We start from the raw sequence: 18,840 nt of genomic DNA, 5'->3' as shown, positions 1-18,840 counted from the left end.
AACAAAGTGTACACCTCCTATGATTTAAAAAATTGTTGGATGTTTTAATCATAAGTTATTTGTAACTAAAACACAAATATTGACAACGACTTTTTTATACTATTTTAAGATGGATTTGCTTATAAAGAAAACGGATACTTTCAGATGACAAATGATTGAAAATCAATAGGCATTATGCTAACTTTAAATGGAGCAAGGATAGTTTGTTTAGAGAAAGAAGCATTTGCATCTCATATAAAACGACACGTCAAAAATCTCAAGAGAGCTTTACTTGCGGATTTTTTTAAATGAATTATTTTAATATGCAACAAAAAAAGGTTGTCTCATATGAGGCAACCTTTTTTGCGCGAACGAGAAGCACATAAATGGACACTTTTGTAATATGTATTTCTAAATAGGGCAATCATTTTTTACTGTTGGAAGCGCAACTTTAGACAAGCCTTTTCCACATCATGAACAGATTCTTTTAAAGGGATCGCGTCTAAGTATGTGGAGATGGTGATAGGAGCCTTTTCGGTTAGTCCTTGTTGTGTTAGGACATAATGTTTCCCATTGTAAGATAAGTATAGATGTTTAATGGAACGTTTTCCTAGTGCACTAGGAGATTCGAAAATAGCTTTTAGCTGGCTACAATACTCACTGTAAAAATTACTACTATATCCAGATAGTGCTTCGAATTTTTTACTATCGATTGAACTGGACTCATCGACTAACTCGAAAATTTTTGCGGAAAATTCCGAAAAAAGTTCCTTTACTTTAGCACGAATTAACGCTTTTGAATTATAGTTATTTAAGTCATCAGAAAGTGCGACTTTACTCATTGAAATAGCCTCCTGCATATAAAACATTTAGAATTAAATTCATTTATTAAATGTATAAGAAAAATACAGGAATATCAATATAAACAGACACTTTTCGTATAATAGCAGTGGTTTTAATAGTAAAAATTAGGCGTTTTTAATTATGCAAAGGCAAAAAAATATTGGTTTTTTTAGTCATAAATATGGAAGAGCATTAACTCATGAATCATTTTTTTAACATCTTCTTCATGTGGAGGAATAGGACCAATCCATTGGATGACGCCATCCTTTAAATATTCTGCCGCGTAACGTTCACGTTGATAGAAAAAGGAAATGGCCCATCCAGGAAGCTGTGTATTTTCAAATAAAGGTTTAAAGCTAAAATGCTGAATCATATACAAACCCCATTTCTAATGATATGTATTTAATATTATTCAAGGATAGTGGTAATATTGCAACTAAACAATATCGGATGATGTTTTGATAGGAACAATTATGCTTTGTCGTAATAAAATGGAGGGTATTTCTTTCGTTGGATTTCATTGCTCTGCTATAATGAGTGCAATAGGCGACAAATTACGCCAAATGTGAATACGATTGAAATGAGAGGATGCTAATGGACAATTTTTTAGTGACATTATTATTTATGGCAATTATCGGCGCCGCAATCGGTGGTATAACAAATCATCTAGCGATTAAAATGCTTTTTCGACCGCACGAAGCAATTTATATTAAAAATTGGCGCGTACCATTTACACCGGGTCTTATTCCAAAAAGACGTGATGAACTAGCGAAACAATTAGGTCTTACCGTTGTAAATTATTTATTAACACCTGAGACGTTTAGAAAGAAATTTTTCTCTAAAGATATTCAAGATAAAGTTGAACAATTTGCACAAGTAAAAGTTGAAGAGACATTTTTCACGAACGATAAAACCATTCAGGACTGGCTAGATTTAGCTGGCTTCTCTGATATGCCTGCCACTATTGAACAAAAAGTTGAACGAATTGTAGCGGGACAATTTGAATCAGTAAAGAATACATTATCCACGAGATCAATTCGTACACTGTTATCGGAGGACATCCAAAATACGATTGATGCTAAAATTCCATTAGCAGTGGGACATATTTTAGAGAAGGGTGAGGAGTATTTTTTATCACCCGCAGGCGAGATGACGATAAAAGCAATGATTGATGACTTTTTATCGTCAAAAGGGTCATTTGGCGGTATGATTAATATGTTTTTAGGGGATTCCTCCTCACTTGTCGGCAAAGTACAACGCGAGCTTGTAAAGTTTTTACAAGCCCCAGGGACAACATCGCTGCTGACAAACATTTTTACACAAGAATGGGAAAAGTTAAAAGACCGACCGGCTATGGATTATTTAGGGGATATTGACTTTGAACCGATATTGGCAAATTTACAAAGCTATGTAAAAAATCAATTAGCAGTAGCAGAACGCTTACAGCATTCTATTTCTTATTATTGGCCAACAGGTAGTTCTTGGATGAGGGAAACGGTAATACCTCAAGTAATTGATAAAGCATTTGTTAGAGCGGAAGAGAAATTAGAAGATGTACTAAAACGTTTAAATTTACAAGAAGTAGTTCGTGAACAAGTGGATTCGTTCCCAGTATCGAAACTAGAAGAGCTTGTACTTGGTATTTCCAAGCGTGAATTTAAAATGATTACAGTGCTAGGTGCAGTTCTTGGTGGTTTAATTGGTATTGTGCAAGGTTTAATTGTTTACTTGATTTAGAAAGGGGAAATAAGAATGGTTAATATTTATAATGAAATTAATGCTTTGGAGGCTACTTTCCGTAAAACAGAGGAATTTAAAGTATTGGAAGCAGCGGTCGCTGTAGTGAAGGCAGATGAAGATGCGATAAAGTTATTCCAAAACTTCCGTAAAATTCAGGTGGATTTACAGAAGAAACAAATGGCTGGTGAGGATTTACAAGAAGATGAACTGATTTATGCACAAAAAACTGCTCAGCTTGCGCAACAAAATGAGAAAATTGTAGCGATGCTTGAGGCAGAGATGAAGCTAAGTGGTGTAATTGAAGAAGTAAATCGCATTTTAGTAAAACCGATACAGTCGTTGTATGAAGGTATGTAAGTAAGTCAAAAACTATAGTAGCTGAAAATAGTTGTCGATAGACTGTTACATGTTGCGACGAATAAATAAACGGTTATTTGCACATATAACAAAGTAAGTAGGAAAACGTGTCTCGGCTATTCGAGACACGTTTTCACTTTAGTTAACCGTAGCTTATATTTTGGAGGGATTGTCATGCATGTTTTAATTGAATGGGCTTATAAAACACCAAAGGGTGCGGGAACAGTATTAAGGTCAGAGGAAATGCCAGCAGTACAAGCTTTATTGTTGGCAGAAGATATGGAACGGACTGGACGTGTCAAATCACTACAATTTATTGACCGACAGAATACGAACTGGTCTATCAAGGAGCTCAAGGCTTATTTAAAAGAAGTTGAAACAGAACCTCATAACATTACTGTTTATTTTGATGGAGGCTTTGACCGTGCAACGAGACAATCTGGTCTTGGTTGTGCCATTTATTATGAGCAAAATGGTAAGCCTTTTAGGTTAAGAAAAAATGCATTTTCTGCTGAACTGAAATCAAATAATGAGGCCGAATATGCCGCGCTATATTTAGGTTTAGTAGAGCTTGAATTATTAAATGCTCATCATCTACCGATACAGATTGTAGGTGATTCGCAAGTAGTTATTAATCAGCTAACTGGCGAGTGGCCAGCTTTGGAAAAGGATTTGTCAGATTGGGCGGATAAGATCGATGCAAAACTAAGCGAGCTTGGCCTACAGGCAAACTATCAACTAATTTCCAGAAAAGAAAATACTGAAGCGGACAGATTGGCTACACAAGCATTAAACGGTATTGATATTACAGGGTTGAGTGAAATGATAAAGGAATAATACACGAACGTGAGGTGTCAAACTAATGATAGCTCCTAAGACTGAAGATAAGGTCAAAGAAATTTGAAATTGTCTTTAGTCTTTTTATTGACCATACATATTAGATTTCGTGATGTTTTGCGGTAGGAGTCTCTGTGCTTACTTGTCCTATACGAGCTGTTTATTTGTTATATACTTCGGATACTTTTTGGCGAATTGCTGTAAAGTTTCCTTGAAAGGAAATGTATGCATAAAGTTATGAGCTAAACGTAATTCATCAGAATAGAGAAGGGTATGGCGAAAATGTTGTTGAATAAAGTTTCGGGCGTGTTTATAATGCTCGTTGATAGAGATAGCCCCGTACATTTCTTGTTGATTGATAAGATAAATCAAATCACAAAGAACTTTTTGCCCACGATATTTCAGTAATATGGTTACATACAAAGTCTTTTCATCACAGCGTTGTAAATCAAAATGATGGAAAGCTACTTCTAATTGCTCAATGAAGTTAGAAACAGGAGAATACTTGCCTTTAACTAAAACCACTATCAACACCACCTTTTTTAAATTATAAGTAATATTATTTTATATGTCTATCATTAGACGGAATATTCTGTCATTATGGTAGTTTTGCTTATCATGAATAAAATTTGTTAAACTATTGAGGCAATCCATTTATTGAACAGAGTACACTGGAATATTGAAAGAAGAGAGCGAATACGATGAAAATTATTCAAATAGATCAAAAATATCCTGAAGATTGGATTCGCGTTTTAAATCATATTGCGAATTTATTTTTTGAGGATTCGAAGTTGAGTACAAATGCACAAGAAGCGGAGATGTCAGTTGCATTCACTTACCGCGTTGATGCTAATTTTACTGTCTATACAAGCGCGGTATTAGAGGTTGATGATAAACGCTATACAAATGATTACCATATTGAATATGCGACAGAAGCTGTTGGACGTGAGCAAAATATTCGTATGAAACGTGCATTATCGCATGTATTTTTAGATGTGCTTGAGCAACATACGGGGATGCATCAACAATGGGGTATTTTAACAGGTGTCCGTCCTACAAAACTCTATCACAAATTCCGTAAAGCTGGTATGGATGACGCAGCGATTGCGGAAGTGTTAATTCGTGATTTTCGATTGTCAGAGGAAAAGGTAGCATTGTTGAAAAACATTGTTGAACGACAGTTAGTTACAATTCCTGACTTAGACCATATCGGGAAAGAGATTAGCGTTTATATTGGCATTCCGTTCTGCCCAACCAAATGCGCTTATTGTACCTTCCCAGCCTATGCAATTGGTAGTAACCGTAAGCAAGGGCGTGTGACCACGTTTTTAGATGGACTACACATCGAATTACGTGAAATGGGTAAATGGCTGACAGAAAATAACATGAAAATAACTTCTATTTATTGGGGCGGGGGTACACCAACTTCAATCGAAGCACATGAAATGGATGCATTATATCAAACGATGTATGACTCTTTCCCACATCCTGAAACGATTCGTGAGGTAACAGTTGAAGCCGGTCGTCCGGATACGATTACACCAGAAAAATTAGCTGTTTTAAAAAAATGGGGCATTGATCGAATTAGTGTTAATCCGCAGTCTTATACAGATGAAACACTAAAGGCAATTGGACGTCATCATACGGTACAAGAAACGGTTGATAAGTTTTGGTTAGCACGTGAATCCGGTATGAATAATATTAATATGGATTTAATTATTGGCTTGCCGAATGAAGGGACAGAGGAGATCCGACATTCTTTAGAGGAATCAGCAAAAATGCAACCAGAGTCGTTAACTGTGCACACGCTATCCTTTAAACGTGCTTCAGAAATGACGCGTAATAAAGATAAATATAAAGTAGCTGATCGTGATACGGTAGCAGAAATGATGCAGATGGCACAAGTGTGGACGAAGGAAAATGATTATGTTCCCTATTATCTATACCGTCAAAAAAATATTTTAGGTAATTTAGAAAATGTAGGCTATAGTAAAGCAGGCGAAGAAAGCATTTATAATATTGTCATTATGGAGGAAGTGCAGACGATTTTAGGGATTGGCTGTGGAGCATCTTCTAAATTTGTTCACCCTGAGACAGGGAAGATTACACAGTTCCATAATCCAAAAGATCCGGCGGCTTATATTATGACATTTGAAGAAGCCATAGGTAAAAAAATCGAGCTATTAAATGATTTATATCATGCATAAAGAGCAAAGTGTTAGATTGATCGTGAGAATCTAACACTTTTGCTGTTTTAATGTCTACGAATCGCCATAAAGGCAGGACAAATCGCCACAAAACCTTCCTCTAGCTTTTGAATTTATTGTCATTATACTAATTTGTAAGCGCTTAACATTTGATATTTTATAGGATTGTCTGACTGCTAACAACGAGGTAAATATGAACAGAGTGGGGGTATAAGATGAAAGTCATTATTTGTCCAGATTCTTATAAAGGTACTTTATCTGCATTTGAGGTTGCAAAGGCAATGCAGGCAGGGGTCTTGGATGTAGATCAAGCAATTGAGACAGTTATTTTACCAGTAGCGGATGGAGGAGAGGGTACATTAGAATCACTTATTGCTTCAACGGGCGGGAGATATATTTCAGCAAGTGTACTTGATCCGCTAGGCAGAATGATTAAAGCAAACTATGGAGTGCTTGGGGATGAAGAAACCTGTGTTATTGAGATGGCACAAGCTTCGGGTATTATGCTGTTGCAGGATAGCGAAAAAAATCCTGAGCTAGCATCAACGTATGGCACAGGGCAGTTAATTAGGGCTGCATTGGATAAAGGTTTTCGTCAGTTTATTATCGGTATTGGTGGCAGTGCAACAAACGATGCTGGTATCGGTCTATTACAGGCACTTGGGCTGCAATTTAGGAAAGGTGATGGTTCATCCATTGCTAATGGCGTGTCGGGATTACTAGATTTAGCATCCATTGATAGTAGTCAACTCGATGTACGGTTGTCTGAGGCAACATTTACTATTGCCTGTGATGTGGATAATCCTTTGATTGGAGAGCGCGGAGCTACAGCAATTTTTGGTCCGCAAAAGGGTGTAAAAGAGCATGAAATTGCTTTGTTCGATGAGTGTTTAAAACGATTTGCAGATATTGTGGAAAGACAATTTCACATTCGTTTACACGATTATAAAGGAGCTGGTGCGGCAGGAGGTGTTGGTGGCGCATTAATGGCTTTTTTAAATGGCACTTTCCAAGCAGGCATAGATATTGTGTTAGAGGCAGTACAGTTAAAAAGGCATTTGATAGGCGCTCAAATAGTTATTACTGGTGAGGGCAAATCGGATCGTCAAACATTACATGGAAAGGCGCCATTGGGGGTAGCGCTAGCTGCAAAATCAACAAATGCTCATGTTGTGCTATTGTCTGGTGCTATTGATGAAAAGGATAAGCCTGCTTTGCTTGATTTTTTTACCGTTGTGGAATCACTAGTAGATGAATCCACTACTGTTGTGCAGGCAATGCAAGAACCATATCGTTTCATTCGCATGAAAACAAAACAACTAGTAGCGCATTACGTGAAAAATTGAGTGCCAGTCACGCAAACAATTATGATGTTTGTAGGAGCGAGAACTTGCTCAAAAAGCTATGCTAACTATTTTGAAAATATGCTAAAATAAGCGATATGAATGCTTTTTGTTCAAGTAGAAAAGAAGCTAGGAGCTGACACTATGTCAATTAATACAATTATTTTTGATTTGGATGATACGTTGTTATGGGACAAAAAATCTGTTAAAACAGCTTTTGAAAAAACATGTGAATATGCAGCGACAATACATAATGTGGATTCAGCAGCATTAGAGGAAGCCGTACGCAAAGAAGCACGTGCACTTTATGAAGGCTACGAAACATATGATTATACAGTATTAATCGGTATTAACCCTTTTGAAGGGCTTTGGGGAACATTTGATGACCCTACTGATTCTTTTCAAAAAATGAAAAAACTTGTGCCAGGTTATCGTACTGAAGCATGGACAAAGGGTTTAGCGGCACTTGGTATTGACGATGCAAAGTTAGGTGCTGAACTAGGAGAACGCTTTGTAGCCGAACGCAAAGTTTCACCTTTTTTATATGAAGATACTTTTACCGTTTTAGATGAGCTAAAAGGCAAATATCAACTGATATTACTAACGAACGGTGCACCAAGTTTACAAAATTTAAAGCTTGAAATTACACCTGAAATCGCACCGTACTTCGACCATATCATTATTTCTGGTGATTTTGGTAAAGGAAAACCAGATGCCTCTATTTTTGAGCATGTGATGGAAACGGCGGGCATTACTGCTAGCGATGCTATTATGGTTGGCGATAACTTAAATACGGATATTTTAGGCTCCTCTCGAGTGGGCATGCGCAATGTGTGGATTAACCGTGAAAACAACGAACTAACTGGGAATGTAACACCAACCTTTGAGGTAGATTCGTTAACAGCCTTATTAAAGCTTATACAAGAACTTTAATATCTTTACTATTTTTTAAGTACTGATTCTTAAATGGTCAGTACTTTTTTTATGCAAACATATTGGCGTCTAGTAATTTAAATTGTCTGAAAACTAAAAATATACTATGATTGTTAGTAAACTTAAACACTTTAAATCTTCGAATTATCGATCTGGCAACGCTTTTGTGCTCTTCTTTGTTTAATGTCAAGAAAACGCTTACTTATTCGTCTGGGAAATCGTAGTAGTAAGGGAAGATGTGTAGACAGTAAAAACATGATGGGAGAAAACAGCATGTTTATGGGGGTGCCTATTCATGAAAGCAAATCGTTTAGTGTTTGAAAATGCTATAGATATTAATCCACGCTCAGGCATTATAAAATTCAATGGGAATCGAATGATTTTAAAGTCAGCTGAAGCGCTTGGCTTTTTTAGACGTGATATTATTCAAACCTTGAATATGGAGCGTGCAAAAGGTTTTTTATTACGATATGGCTGGGCGTGTGGCTACAGTGCTGGTGGCTCTATCAAGAAAATGTACAACTGGAAAGAGTTAAAAGAGTTAATTAGGGCTGGTGCTGCCATTCATACATTAGAGGGCGTTGTCAGTGTACAAATTGATGTATTAGAAATAACTAATGACAAATTTGAAATGGAAGGGAAATGGTTTCATTCTTACGAGGCAGAGGAACATGTCCGCCATTTTGGTTTTAGTGATGAAAGTGTTTGTTGGACATTAATCGGTTATGTAGCAGGCTTTTTAGCCAAAACGTATCCAAAAGAGATTGTCGTTTTTGAGGAAAAATGCCGGGGAAAATGTGATGATTATTGTAAATTTGTTGTACGGACAAAGGAGCACGCTACTGAAGAACAGTTGGAAATATTACGCTACTTTCAAGATACTTCGTTAGCTGATGAATTAGATAATACATTTAATGAGTTAAAAAGTCTCAATAATTCCATTGTGCATTCAGACACTATTCATAAACAAATGACACATGCAATGCTTGAAGGATATACATTAAACCAGCTGTTATACCTGTTAAGTGATGCGTTACAATGCAGTGTAACTGTGGAACGAAGATACTTAATGAAACCAATTGGTTACTATTTTATGCATGAGGACGATGAACGTCTTTATATAGAAGCGAGTCGTAAGAAAAAAGAGTTTCGCCATGAATATGATATTATGACGATGAAAAAACAATTGGGTACATTAGTAATTTTAAGTCACAAAGCATTAACACGTGAACAGGAAATGATTATTGAACGCGCTGTAACGGTTTTTTCAATTTATTTATATACACAAATACAAATCGCACAATCGCAGTGGAAGAAAAAATCGGATTTTTTAGATGAAGTTATGAGTCAACAATCTCCCTCTGAGGAGCTTATTAAAAAAGCACGAAATATTTTTTATTTTGATCCGAGTAAAAATAATCGTGTTATCGTTATAACAATGGAACAGGAAGAACCCGAAATCGTGCATAGCTTTTTAGCTACTGAGTATTTAAATGTGGAGTGCTTTATTAAAAACCAGGAAGTACTGCTTATTCTTGAAGATTGCAAGAAAGATGTTCAATATATGTCGAATTTCCTTAGTAGTTTATCGAAAAGGGTAATGGAGCGCTTTAAGCAAGCAACTTTCCAAATTGGCGTAGGAAAAAATGCAGAGAAGTTAGAAGAAATCGGGAATAGCTATAACGATGCGAAATTAATATGCCAATTTTTACGTTACGCATCCCCACAACAAACACAAGCGGCCATTTATGAAAACTTCCAGCATATTATGTTATTTTTAAAAACGACAAATCCAAGAGAGCTTTTACAGTTTTATAAAGAGGTACTTGGTCAGTTATTGGAATATGATGAGCAAAATCATGCAACACTTGTCCATACGTTAGAAGTCTTTCTAAACCATAGCGGTAACGTCAATCAAACTGCAAAAGCTTTGAATCTATCAATCCCTGGTTTTCGTTATCGTATGGAAAAAATTGAATCATTATTGCAGGAAGACATGCGTACAGGGGATGGTCGTTTTCGCTGTCATTTAGCGTTAAAAATTTATTATGCAATTAAAACTTTAGAAAATGAAAAATGAGAAAAGTCAGCGATTTCGCTGACTTTTTCTAGTTTATACGAAAATTTCTTTCAAATTTTAAAGAAAAAAAAGAGAAGACTATACTTTTTGTTAATTATCAAAAAATTCAAAAAGTATTAAATTGAAATAGACATGTCAAACAAGAAAAAAGATTTGTAGGAGGGAAGGGAATGGTTGTTCAACAAAGTACGAAGCCATTAACAGGGCAGGAATATTTAGAAAGTTTAAAGGATGGTCGGGAAATTTGGTTACATGGTGAACGTGTGAAGGATGTCACGACACATCCAGCTTTTCGAAATTCAGCACGATCGATTTCACGTTTATATGATGCCATGCATGACCCGCAATACAAAGATATTTTAACTTGTGAAACGGATACGGGGAGCGGGGGGTATACACATAAGTACTTCCGAGCAGCACGGAGCGCAGATGATTTAATTCAAGGGCGAGACGCAATTGTTGCTTGGGCAAAACTCACTTATGGACAAATGGGACGCACACCAGATTATAAAGCATCCTTCCTTGCAACACTCGGAGGAAATCCCGAATACTATTCACCTTTTCAAGAAAATGCAAAGCGTTGGTATAAAGAGTCACAAGAGCGCAATTGGTTTTTCAATCATGCCATTGTCAATCCACCAGTGGATCGCCATAAAGACGTGCATGAAGTCGGCGATGTATTTATTCAAGTAGAGCGTGAAACGGATAAGGGCTTAATCGTTAGTGGTTCGAAAATGGTGGCTACTGGCTCTGCAATCACAAACTACAATTTCGTTGGTTCGTATGGTTTACCTATCAAAGATAAAAAATTTGCGGTGGTTTTTATTGCACCTATGGATGCTCCAGGAGTGAAGCTTATAAGCCGTGCTTCATATGAAATGACGTCAGCGATTATGGGAAGTCCGTTCGATTACCCATTAAGTAGTCGCTTCGATGAAAATGACGCCGTACTTGTATTCGAACAAGCGCTTATTCCATGGGAAAATATTTTAATTTATGAAGATATGCAGAAGACGACTTCATTCTTTGTAGAAAGCGGATTCATTAATCGTTTTACGTTCCAAGGTGTCACGCGCTTAGCGGTGAAATTAGATTTTATTATTGGTGTCTTGCTAAAGGCATTAAAGACAGCAGGTACGGATCAATTCCGAGGTGTCCAAGTGCATATAGGCGAGATTATGGCGTGGCGTCATATGTTCTGGTCATTAAGTGATGCGATGGCGCTGAATCCAGAGAAAAAAGAGAATGGTATTGTCATTCCAAATTTAAATGGTGGATTAGCCTATCGTGTATTTTTGCAGGAAGGCTGGCCGAAGATTAAAGGCATTATACAGCAAATCGTAGCAGGAAATTTAATTGTACAGCCTTCCAGTGCAAGGGACTTTTTAAATGAGGAATTCCGTCCAACATTGGATAAGCTTTATCGTGGTTCAAATGGTATTGAGGCTCTTGAAAAAATTAAAACAATCAAGCTACTGTGGGATGCGATTGGTACAGAATTCGGTGGTCGAAGTGAGCTATATGAACGGAATTACGCTGGAAACCATGAAGACATAAGGTTACAAACGTTGTTTGGTGCACAGGGAAGCGGGAAAACAGACGAGTTTATCGCTTTTGCAGAGCAATGTATGGCTGATTATGATTTAACCGGTTGGACAGACCCAACTTGGGTAAATCCGGATGATGTGAATTACTTTACAAATAAATAAAAAATCAGGGGGAATGATGGATGACAAATTTTGATGTAGCACAATTAGCACACGTGGAGCTTTTTACACCAAAACCAGAGGAATCTTTAAAATTTTTCACCGATTATATGGGGCTACAAATTACAGCGCGTGAAGGGCAATCGGTTTATTTACGAGGGTACGAGGATTTTTATCATCACACATTAAAGTTAACAGAAGGTAAAGAAGCTGGTCTTGGCCATTCGGCATGGCGTGCAAGTTCACCTGAAGCGTTAGAACGACGGGTTGCATCGTTAGAGAAAAGCGGCTATGGAAAAGGTTGGATCGATGGCGATTTAGGGCATGGTCGTGCTTATCAATTTGTTACACCTGATGGTCATAAACAAGAAATTTTGTGGGAAGTAGATTATTTCCAGCCAGCGGAAGATCAAAAAACATTATTAAAAAGCCGTCCACAAAAAAGGCCATTAATGGGTGTCCCTGCCCGCCGTTTAGATCATATCAATTTAATGTGTAGAGATGTAGCAAAAAATCGTGAATTTATGTCGGAACATTTAGGCTTTAAGCTACGTGAACAAATTGTCTTAAATAATAACGAAGAAATTGGTGCGTGGATGAGTGTGAGCCCATTAGTACATGAAGTGGCATTAATGAACGATCAAACTGGTAATAGTGGTCGCTTCCATCATATTGCGTTTTGGTATGGCTATCCACAGCATTTAATGGATACAGCGGATATTTTCGTAGAAAACGGAATTCAAATAGAAGCGGGCCCTGGAAAACATGGTGTAAGCCAAGCGTATTTCATGTATGTAATGGAGCCTGGTGGAAACCGAGTAGAATTATTTGGTGACTCTGGTTATCTCATTTTTGACCCTGACTGGAAGCCAATCACTTGGCGCGAAAATGAGTTAGATGAGGCGATTATTTGGTATGGCTCACCTCTACCTAATGAGTATTTCTTATATGGCACACCTGATCGTGCAGTAAGAGTTCCAGTGAAATAAATAGGTGAGTAATAATGGTGATTAATAAATAGCGTGCCTAAATAGCTGTCTTAACTACTACTTTTTAGTATTTGAGACAGCACTAATTGATGAGGAGGTTATGTAATGGATGATCGTCTGTTTAGAAATGCAATGGGGAAATTTGCAACAGGTGTAACTGTCATTACAACAAATGTGAATGGCACTATTCATGGCATGACGGCAAATGCGTTCATGTCTGTTTCACTTAATCCAAAACTAGTAGTGATCTCGATCGGGGAGAAGGCTTCAATGCTTGAGCATATCAAGCAAAGTGGTACATTTACAGTCAATATTTTATCAGCACAACAGCAAGAATTGTCTATGTTATTTTCCGGCCAACTAAAAGAAAAGCGCGAGGTCCAATTCAGTGATTTACAAGGGGCCCCAACAATTGAGGGTGCGCTTGCACAAATAAGCTGTGAAGTAGCGAGCACATATGTTGAAGGCGACCACACTTTATTTATCGGCAGTGTAAAGGACATTCAGCTAGAAGAAGGAGAGCCCTTACTATTTTTCAATGGAAGATACGGCTCACTTGCAGTGGAAACAACAATGCAGGCTTAGGAGGTTGACAATGGATAGACAACTTTATGCAAAGAAGTTATTAGAAGCAGAAGAAGCAAAGCGACCTATTGCCCCATTAACGTCCACTGTACCAGATATTACTGTCGATGACGCTTATACAATTCAATTACTTCAAATTGCAGCAAAGCAACAAATGGGCAAACACATTATCGGTAAAAAAATAGGTTTAACAAGCAAGGCGATGCAACAACAATTTCAAGTAACAGAACCAGACTACGGTCATATTTTATCGGATATGGTTGAGGTGGACGGTGCAACCATTTCTCTTAATCATTTTATTCAGCCGAAGTTGGAATTTGAAATAGCATTTATCTTGAAGAAGGATTTATATGGGCCCTCTATTACGGAGATGGATGTTATCGAAGCGACAGATTATATTGTGCCAGCTTTAGAAATTATTGATAGTCGTATTACCGATTGGAAAATTAATTTTGAAGATACAGTAGCAGATAATGGTTCTTCCGCAATGGTCATTATTGGCGGCACACCAACAAAATTGACTGAGGTAGATTTACCGCATATTGGTATGAATGTTTATCGCAATGGCGAGCTTTTTGATAGTGCAGCAGCGGCTGCTGTAATGGGAAATCCACTACGGGCAGTAGCATGGCTTGCTAACAAGCTAAGTAAATACCATATTGGCTTGCAAGCAGGGGAAATAGTTTTAGCAGGCGCATTAACATCAGCCGTAACGATAGAAGATGGAGATAGTTTTACAGCGGAGTTTGCTCATCTTGGTGCTGTTTCCGCCACGTTTAAAAGAAAGGAGGAGAAATAAAAGTGGTCAAATTGAAAGTTGCCATTCTAGGCTCTGGAAATATTGGGACAGATTTAATGTACAAAATTGAGCGCAGTGAGGATTTAACGATGAGTGTAATGGTGGGAATAGAGCCAACATCAGAGGGCATTCAGCGTGCGAAAGATCGTGGCTATCATACCATTACAAATGGGATTGCAGGCTTAGTTGCACGTCCAGAGCTCTTCGATATTGTGTTTGATGCAACAACTGCTAATGCCCATAGTGCGCACAGTGAACAAGTACTGGCACTTGGCAAAAAGATAGTCGATTTAACACCGGCGGCTATTGGTCCATTTGTTGTGCCGTGTGCAAACTTGGAAAAGTACGTGGCAGTTGACAATGTCAATATGGTGACTTGTGGGGGGCAAGCGACGATTCCCATTGTGTATGCCATTAATCAAGTGGTGGATGTTACGTATGCAGAAATTGTGGCAACAGTGGCGAGTAAAAGTGCAGGGCCTGGCACACGCGCTAACATTGATGAATTTACACGCACAACAGCTAAGGCGCTAGAGGAAGTAGGCGGTGCAAACAAAGGGAAAGCCATTATTATATTAAATCCCGCAGAGCCGTCAATTATGATGCGTGACACCGTACATGTATTAGTGAATGAAGGTGGCAAGGAAGAAGAAATTACAAAGGCTATTGAAGAGATTGTGAGCGCTGTACAACAATATGTACCGGGTTATCGCATGACGAGTGCGCCTATTTTTGATGGTCAACAAATATCAGTTTTTCTGGAAGTTGAGGGGGCGGGAGACTTTTTCCCACCGTATTCAGGAAATCTCGATATTATGACGGCGGCAGCAGTGCAAGTCGGAAATCAAATGGCTAAGTTGCAACATGGAACAGTCAAGTCGAACTAATTGGAGGTGAGGATGATGACAAAACAACTAACCATTTTAGATGTGACATTGAGGGATGGTAGTCATTCAATGCGTCATGCATTTACGGAGCAGCAAGTGCGAGATGTTGCAATAGGTTTAGGAGAAGCAAAAGTGAAATACTTTGAGGTTTCCCATGGGGATGGATTAGGTGGTTCCTCTTTGCAATACGGTTTTTCGAAAGTGGATGAACTGAAGTTAATAGCTGCGGCAAAAGAAGAATGTGGTGATGCTTCGATTTCAGTTTTAATATTACCTGGAATTGGTCTAAAGGAAGATTTGAAAAATGCTGTGAAGGCGGGCGCTACTATGGCGCGAGTTGCAACGCATGTTACCGAGGCCAATGTTGCTAGTCAACATATTTATTTAAGTCGAGAATTAGGATTGAAAACAGTCGGCTTTTTAATGATGGCACATATGGCTCCGACGTCAGTAATAGTGGAGCAGGCGAAATTATTTGAAAGTTATGGAGCTGAAATTATCTATGTGACAGATTCAGCAGGTGCCATGCTTCCCCATGAGGTGAAAGAGCGGGTAGCTGCGCTAAAATCGCATGTTTCTTGCGAAATTGGCTTCCATGCCCATAATAATTTATCACTCGCTATGGCAAATACGATGGCTGCAGTCGAAGCAGGTGCTACGTATGTGGATGGTAGTTTACGCTGTTTAGGTGCCGGTAGTGGAAATACTCAAACAGAAGTGATGGTAGCGGTTTTCAATCGTTTAGGCTATGAAACAGGCATTGATTTATATCGAACAATCGACGTTGCCAATGAAGTAGTAGCACCATTTATGCCACGATCACAGGAAATAACAGGGTCTAGCTTAATGATGGGCTATGCAGGCGTTTACTCAAGCTTTTTACTCTTCACTCAAGAAGCAGCGAAAAAATATAACGTAGATGAACGCGAAATTTTAGTAGAACTTGGCAAAATGAAAGCAGTAGGTGGTCAGGAAGATTTAATAGCAGAGATTGCACGTAACTTAGCAGTTGTTAAGCAGTCAGTATAAAGGGAATGGAGGAACGAGCGATGATGAAAACCGATACGCTAGATCAAATTGCATATGCGTTGTATTTAGCAGAGCGGGATGTGTATGAGGTTACGAAGTTTGCCGAGCGCTATCCAGAATTAACCGTTGAAACAGCTTATGATATTCAAGACAAACTTATTGAACTAAAGTGCAAACATGAGCAAACATCCATCTCGGGACTTAAGCTCGGTTTAACAAGCAAAGCTAAACAGCAAATGATGGGAGTGCATGAGCCTACTTATGGCGTGTTATTAGCGAATATGGCGGTCAATGCCCAACATCCAATATCATTAAAATCACTTATTCACCCCAAAATTGAGCCAGAGATTGCCTTCGTGTTTAAGCAAGATTTAGTCGGCCCAGTAGTGACTGTCGCGCACGTACTGACAGCAACTGCGTATGTTGCACCTGCCATGGAAATAATTGATAGTCGCTATTTAAACTTCCATTTTACATTACCGGATGTAATCGCTGATAATTCCTCTTCCTCTCGCTACATAGTGGGTTCTCAAAAATATGCAGTGAATGAAGTGGATCTGGTTAATATGGGCTGTATTTTTACACAAAATGATGAAATGATTGCGACGAGTACAGCAGGTTCCGTTATGGGGCATCCAGCAAGAGCCATTGCATGGATGGCGAATAAATTAATTGCCCGTGGTCAGCATATTCGAGCAGGGGATATTGTACTTAGTGGCGCACTAACTGGTTCTGCTACAATGCATGCAGGAGATAGCTTTACTGTCAGTTTTGATGGAATGGAATCATTATCTGTTCAAGTGGAGCGATAGATAAGGAGGAGTCGAGATGCCATTTATTCAAGTAACGTTTATTGAGGGGCGAACGAAAGAACAGAAGGAACTATTAATAGAAGAACTAAGTAAAACCGTTTCTTCGGTACTCGAGGCACCACTGGAAACGGTTCGTGTATGTTTAAATGAAATCCCAAGTTCTCATTGGGGGATTGCAGGAAAGTCCATCCAACGTCGACAAAATGAAGAGTAAGGAGTGGTCTATCATGGCAAATACACAAACGAAATTGAAGGAAGTTAAACTATTCATAAATGGAGAATATGTAGAATCTTCTTCTCAAACATTGTTCGAGGTGAAGAATCCAGCGACTCAGGAAATTATTGCAAAAGTTCACGAAGCTAGTTTTGAAGATGTGGATCGTGCTTGTGAAGCTGCACGTCAAGCTTTTGAAGAAGGTCCTTGGCGAACGATGAAACTATCGGAACGTTGTGCAAAAATTCGACGGATGGCAGAAATCATCATCGAACGCAAAGAAGAGTTAGCACGCTTAGAAGCATTAGACGTAGGGAAGCCTTACCAAGTAGCATTAGAGCGTGAAATCCCACGGGCAGCAGAAAATTTAAAGTTTTTTGCGGATTTTATGGAACAGCAAGGTGGTGAGGTATATCCAATGGATGATGCGTATTTAAATTATACGCGTTATGAGCCAGTTGGGGTGGCTGCATTAATTACACCATGGAATTTACCATTTATGCTGACAACATGGAAGCTTGGGCCATGTTTAGCTTCAGGGAATACGGCAGTTATTAAACCAGCAGAAATTACTCCACTAACCGTATCGTTACTTGGGGAGATAGCACAACAGGCTGGCATTCCAGATGGGGTCGTTAATGTCGTGCATGGTTTTGGTGTTCAGTCGGCAGGAGAATTTATGACGACACATCCTGAAGTTGATTTAATTTCTTTTACGGGGGAAACAACAACAGGGAAAGCTATAATGAAAAATGGTGCAGATTCATTAAAAAAGGTATCGTTTGAATTAGGTGGAAAGGCAGCTAATATTATTTTTGAAGATGCCAATTTAGATAAGGCCGTTCCTGTCTCCATTCAGGCAGCATTTATGAATTCGGGTCAAGTATGCTTAGCAGGATCACGTATTTTAGTGCAGCGTACTATTTTAGATGAATTCCTCTCACGCTTTAAAGAAGCGGCTGCAGCATTAGTTGTTGGCGATCCGCAAGATGCTAAAACAAATATGGGACCAGTCGTAAGTCAAGCCCATTACAACAAAGTAACTAGCTATTTAAGCATCGCTGAATATGAAAACTCTACGCTTATTTATGGTGGCAAACGTCCTGAATTACCAGCACATTTAAGTACTGGATATTACCTACAACCGACTATATATTTGCAGGAAAATGCTCAAGCACGTATTTGCCAAGAGGAAATTTTCGGGCCAATCGTGACGATTATTCCATTTGACACAGAAGCGGAAGCATTAGCGATTGCAAATGGCACAGAATATGGATTGAATGCAGTGGTCTGGACGGAAAATTTACAGCGTGCACATCGTATTTCACATGATGTGCGGGCGGGAACAATTTGGGTCAATTGCTGGTTTGTACGAGACTTACGTGCCCCGTTTGGCGGCTTTAAAAAGAGCGGCGTAGGGCGTGAAGGTGGTCACCATAGTCTAGAATTTTTCACCGAAGCAAAAAATATTTGTATTGCGTTAAAATAATACTTAAACAA

At 38.5% G+C, this 18,840-nt stretch carries 19 protein-coding genes; 16 read left to right on the top strand and 3 right to left on the bottom strand.

Translation table 11 applies throughout. The features are described from left to right. Window positions 1-410 precede the first annotated feature (410 nt). Together FC748_RS21220 and FC748_RS21215 are read right to left on the bottom strand one after the other, a co-directional pair. Window positions 411-821 (bottom strand): hypothetical protein, encoded by a 411-nt coding sequence (locus tag FC748_RS21220; RefSeq protein ID WP_024362322.1) that lies wholly within the window; start codon window positions 819-821, stop codon window positions 411-413. A gap of 170 nt (window positions 822-991) precedes the next feature. Next, complete coding sequence (locus tag FC748_RS21215) at window positions 992-1,195, bottom strand: YheE family protein (protein ID WP_024362321.1); 204 nt, start codon at window positions 1,193-1,195, stop codon at window positions 992-994. A gap of 221 nt (window positions 1,196-1,416) precedes the next feature. On the opposite strand from FC748_RS21215, the gene FC748_RS21210 reads away from it, so the two are divergent. The 3 genes from FC748_RS21210 to FC748_RS21200 all read left to right on the top strand — a co-directional run bounded on the left by FC748_RS21210 (window position 1,417) and on the right by FC748_RS21200 (window position 3,756). Then, window positions 1,417-2,559: a DUF445 domain-containing protein gene (locus tag FC748_RS21210; RefSeq protein WP_108031309.1), complete on the top strand. Its 1,143-nt coding sequence runs from the start codon at window positions 1,417-1,419 to the stop codon at window positions 2,557-2,559. Window positions 2,560-2,574: 15 nt separating this feature from the next. Then, window positions 2,575-2,919: a YlbF family regulator gene (locus FC748_RS21205; RefSeq protein ID WP_108031307.1), complete on the top strand. Its 345-nt coding sequence runs from the start codon at window positions 2,575-2,577 to the stop codon at window positions 2,917-2,919. 174 nt (window positions 2,920-3,093) lie between these two features. Then, a complete protein-coding gene (locus FC748_RS21200) occupies window positions 3,094-3,756 on the top strand; it encodes a ribonuclease H family protein (protein WP_108031305.1) in 663 nt (220 codons plus the stop codon). Window positions 3,757-3,903: 147 nt separating this feature from the next. Here FC748_RS21200 and FC748_RS21195 read toward each other — a convergent pair whose 3' ends face one another. After that, a complete protein-coding gene (locus FC748_RS21195) occupies window positions 3,904-4,281 on the bottom strand; it encodes a hypothetical protein (RefSeq protein WP_193768824.1) in 378 nt (125 codons plus the stop codon). 176 nt (window positions 4,282-4,457) lie between these two features. Between FC748_RS21195 and FC748_RS21190 the strand changes: the two genes are divergently transcribed. From FC748_RS21190 to FC748_RS21130, 13 genes are all read left to right on the top strand, one after another. Next, complete coding sequence (locus tag FC748_RS21190) at window positions 4,458-5,963, top strand: coproporphyrinogen III oxidase (protein ID WP_108031303.1); 1,506 nt, start codon at window positions 4,458-4,460, stop codon at window positions 5,961-5,963. 215 nt (window positions 5,964-6,178) lie between these two features. Continuing rightward, window positions 6,179-7,309 carry a glycerate kinase gene (locus tag FC748_RS21185; protein ID WP_108031301.1) on the top strand — a complete coding sequence of 377 codons (1,131 nt, stop codon included), beginning with the start codon at window positions 6,179-6,181 and terminating at the stop codon, window positions 7,307-7,309. 141 nt (window positions 7,310-7,450) lie between these two features. Next, entirely contained in the window at window positions 7,451-8,239 is a 789-nt protein-coding gene (locus FC748_RS21180) for an HAD family hydrolase (RefSeq protein WP_108031299.1), read from the top strand. 295 nt (window positions 8,240-8,534) lie between these two features. Beyond that, window positions 8,535-10,319, top strand: coding sequence for a XylR N-terminal domain-containing protein (locus FC748_RS21175; RefSeq protein WP_108031297.1), 1,785 nt, complete (start codon window positions 8,535-8,537; stop codon window positions 10,317-10,319). 170 nt (window positions 10,320-10,489) lie between these two features. Further along, entirely contained in the window at window positions 10,490-12,028 is a 1,539-nt protein-coding gene (locus FC748_RS21170; RefSeq protein WP_108031295.1) for a 4-hydroxyphenylacetate 3-hydroxylase N-terminal domain-containing protein, read from the top strand. A 20-nt stretch (window positions 12,029-12,048) separates the two neighbouring features. Continuing rightward, complete coding sequence (locus tag FC748_RS21165; protein WP_108031293.1) at window positions 12,049-13,014, top strand: catechol 2,3-dioxygenase; 966 nt, start codon at window positions 12,049-12,051, stop codon at window positions 13,012-13,014. A gap of 105 nt (window positions 13,015-13,119) precedes the next feature. Beyond that, the gene (locus FC748_RS21160) at window positions 13,120-13,599 is read left to right on the top strand and encodes a flavin reductase family protein (RefSeq protein ID WP_108031291.1); all 480 of its coding nucleotides are present in this window, start codon (window positions 13,120-13,122) and stop codon (window positions 13,597-13,599) included. Window positions 13,600-13,609: 10 nt separating this feature from the next. Next, a complete protein-coding gene (locus tag FC748_RS21155; protein ID WP_025220521.1) occupies window positions 13,610-14,398 on the top strand; it encodes a 2-keto-4-pentenoate hydratase in 789 nt (262 codons plus the stop codon). Window positions 14,399-14,400: 2 nt separating this feature from the next. Further along, a complete protein-coding gene (locus FC748_RS21150; RefSeq protein ID WP_108031289.1) occupies window positions 14,401-15,285 on the top strand; it encodes an acetaldehyde dehydrogenase (acetylating) in 885 nt (294 codons plus the stop codon). 15 nt (window positions 15,286-15,300) lie between these two features. After that, a complete protein-coding gene (gene dmpG, locus FC748_RS21145) occupies window positions 15,301-16,314 on the top strand; it encodes a 4-hydroxy-2-oxovalerate aldolase (RefSeq protein WP_108031287.1) in 1,014 nt (337 codons plus the stop codon). 20 nt (window positions 16,315-16,334) lie between these two features. Next, window positions 16,335-17,126, top strand: coding sequence for a 2-keto-4-pentenoate hydratase (locus FC748_RS21140; RefSeq protein WP_025220518.1), 792 nt, complete (start codon window positions 16,335-16,337; stop codon window positions 17,124-17,126). 16 nt (window positions 17,127-17,142) lie between these two features. Then, a complete protein-coding gene (locus tag FC748_RS21135; RefSeq protein ID WP_024362305.1) occupies window positions 17,143-17,340 on the top strand; it encodes a 2-hydroxymuconate tautomerase family protein in 198 nt (65 codons plus the stop codon). A 13-nt stretch (window positions 17,341-17,353) separates the two neighbouring features. After that, window positions 17,354-18,829: an aldehyde dehydrogenase gene (locus tag FC748_RS21130; RefSeq protein ID WP_108031285.1), complete on the top strand. Its 1,476-nt coding sequence runs from the start codon at window positions 17,354-17,356 to the stop codon at window positions 18,827-18,829. Window positions 18,830-18,840: the final 11 nt, after the last annotated feature.

This window comes from Lysinibacillus sphaericus, from assembly GCF_005217585.1.
Taxonomy (GTDB): Bacteria; Bacillota; Bacilli; order Bacillales_A; family Planococcaceae; genus Lysinibacillus; species Lysinibacillus sphaericus.
This window is presented reverse-complemented; position numbering and strand designations above follow the sequence as displayed.

What these genes read in the sequence shown, in the direction of transcription:
- FC748_RS21140 (WP_025220518.1), top strand. Translation starts at nt 16,335, where the DNA reads ATGATGAAAACCGATACGCTAGATCAAATTGCATATGCGTTGTATTTA.
- FC748_RS21130 (WP_108031285.1), top strand. Translation starts at nt 17,354, where the DNA reads ATGGCAAATACACAAACGAAATTGAAGGAAGTTAAACTATTCATAAAT.
- FC748_RS21135 (WP_024362305.1), top strand. Translation starts at nt 17,143, where the DNA reads ATGCCATTTATTCAAGTAACGTTTATTGAGGGGCGAACGAAAGAACAG.
- FC748_RS21220 (WP_024362322.1), bottom strand. Translation starts at nt 821, where the DNA reads ATGAGTAAAGTCGCACTTTCTGATGACTTAAATAACTATAATTCAAAA.
- dmpG (WP_108031287.1), top strand. Translation starts at nt 15,301, where the DNA reads ATGACAAAACAACTAACCATTTTAGATGTGACATTGAGGGATGGTAGT.
- FC748_RS21175 (WP_108031297.1), top strand. Translation starts at nt 8,535, where the DNA reads ATGAAAGCAAATCGTTTAGTGTTTGAAAATGCTATAGATATTAATCCA.
- FC748_RS21170 (WP_108031295.1), top strand. Translation starts at nt 10,490, where the DNA reads ATGGTTGTTCAACAAAGTACGAAGCCATTAACAGGGCAGGAATATTTA.
- FC748_RS21215 (WP_024362321.1), bottom strand. Translation starts at nt 1,195, where the DNA reads ATGATTCAGCATTTTAGCTTTAAACCTTTATTTGAAAATACACAGCTT.
- FC748_RS21155 (WP_025220521.1), top strand. Translation starts at nt 13,610, where the DNA reads ATGGATAGACAACTTTATGCAAAGAAGTTATTAGAAGCAGAAGAAGCA.
- FC748_RS21200 (WP_108031305.1), top strand. Translation starts at nt 3,094, where the DNA reads ATGCATGTTTTAATTGAATGGGCTTATAAAACACCAAAGGGTGCGGGA.
- FC748_RS21210 (WP_108031309.1), top strand. Translation starts at nt 1,417, where the DNA reads ATGGACAATTTTTTAGTGACATTATTATTTATGGCAATTATCGGCGCC.
- FC748_RS21185 (WP_108031301.1), top strand. Translation starts at nt 6,179, where the DNA reads ATGAAAGTCATTATTTGTCCAGATTCTTATAAAGGTACTTTATCTGCA.
- FC748_RS21180 (WP_108031299.1), top strand. Translation starts at nt 7,451, where the DNA reads ATGTCAATTAATACAATTATTTTTGATTTGGATGATACGTTGTTATGG.
- FC748_RS21190 (WP_108031303.1), top strand. Translation starts at nt 4,458, where the DNA reads ATGAAAATTATTCAAATAGATCAAAAATATCCTGAAGATTGGATTCGC.
- FC748_RS21160 (WP_108031291.1), top strand. Translation starts at nt 13,120, where the DNA reads ATGGATGATCGTCTGTTTAGAAATGCAATGGGGAAATTTGCAACAGGT.
- FC748_RS21205 (WP_108031307.1), top strand. Translation starts at nt 2,575, where the DNA reads ATGGTTAATATTTATAATGAAATTAATGCTTTGGAGGCTACTTTCCGT.
- FC748_RS21165 (WP_108031293.1), top strand. Translation starts at nt 12,049, where the DNA reads ATGACAAATTTTGATGTAGCACAATTAGCACACGTGGAGCTTTTTACA.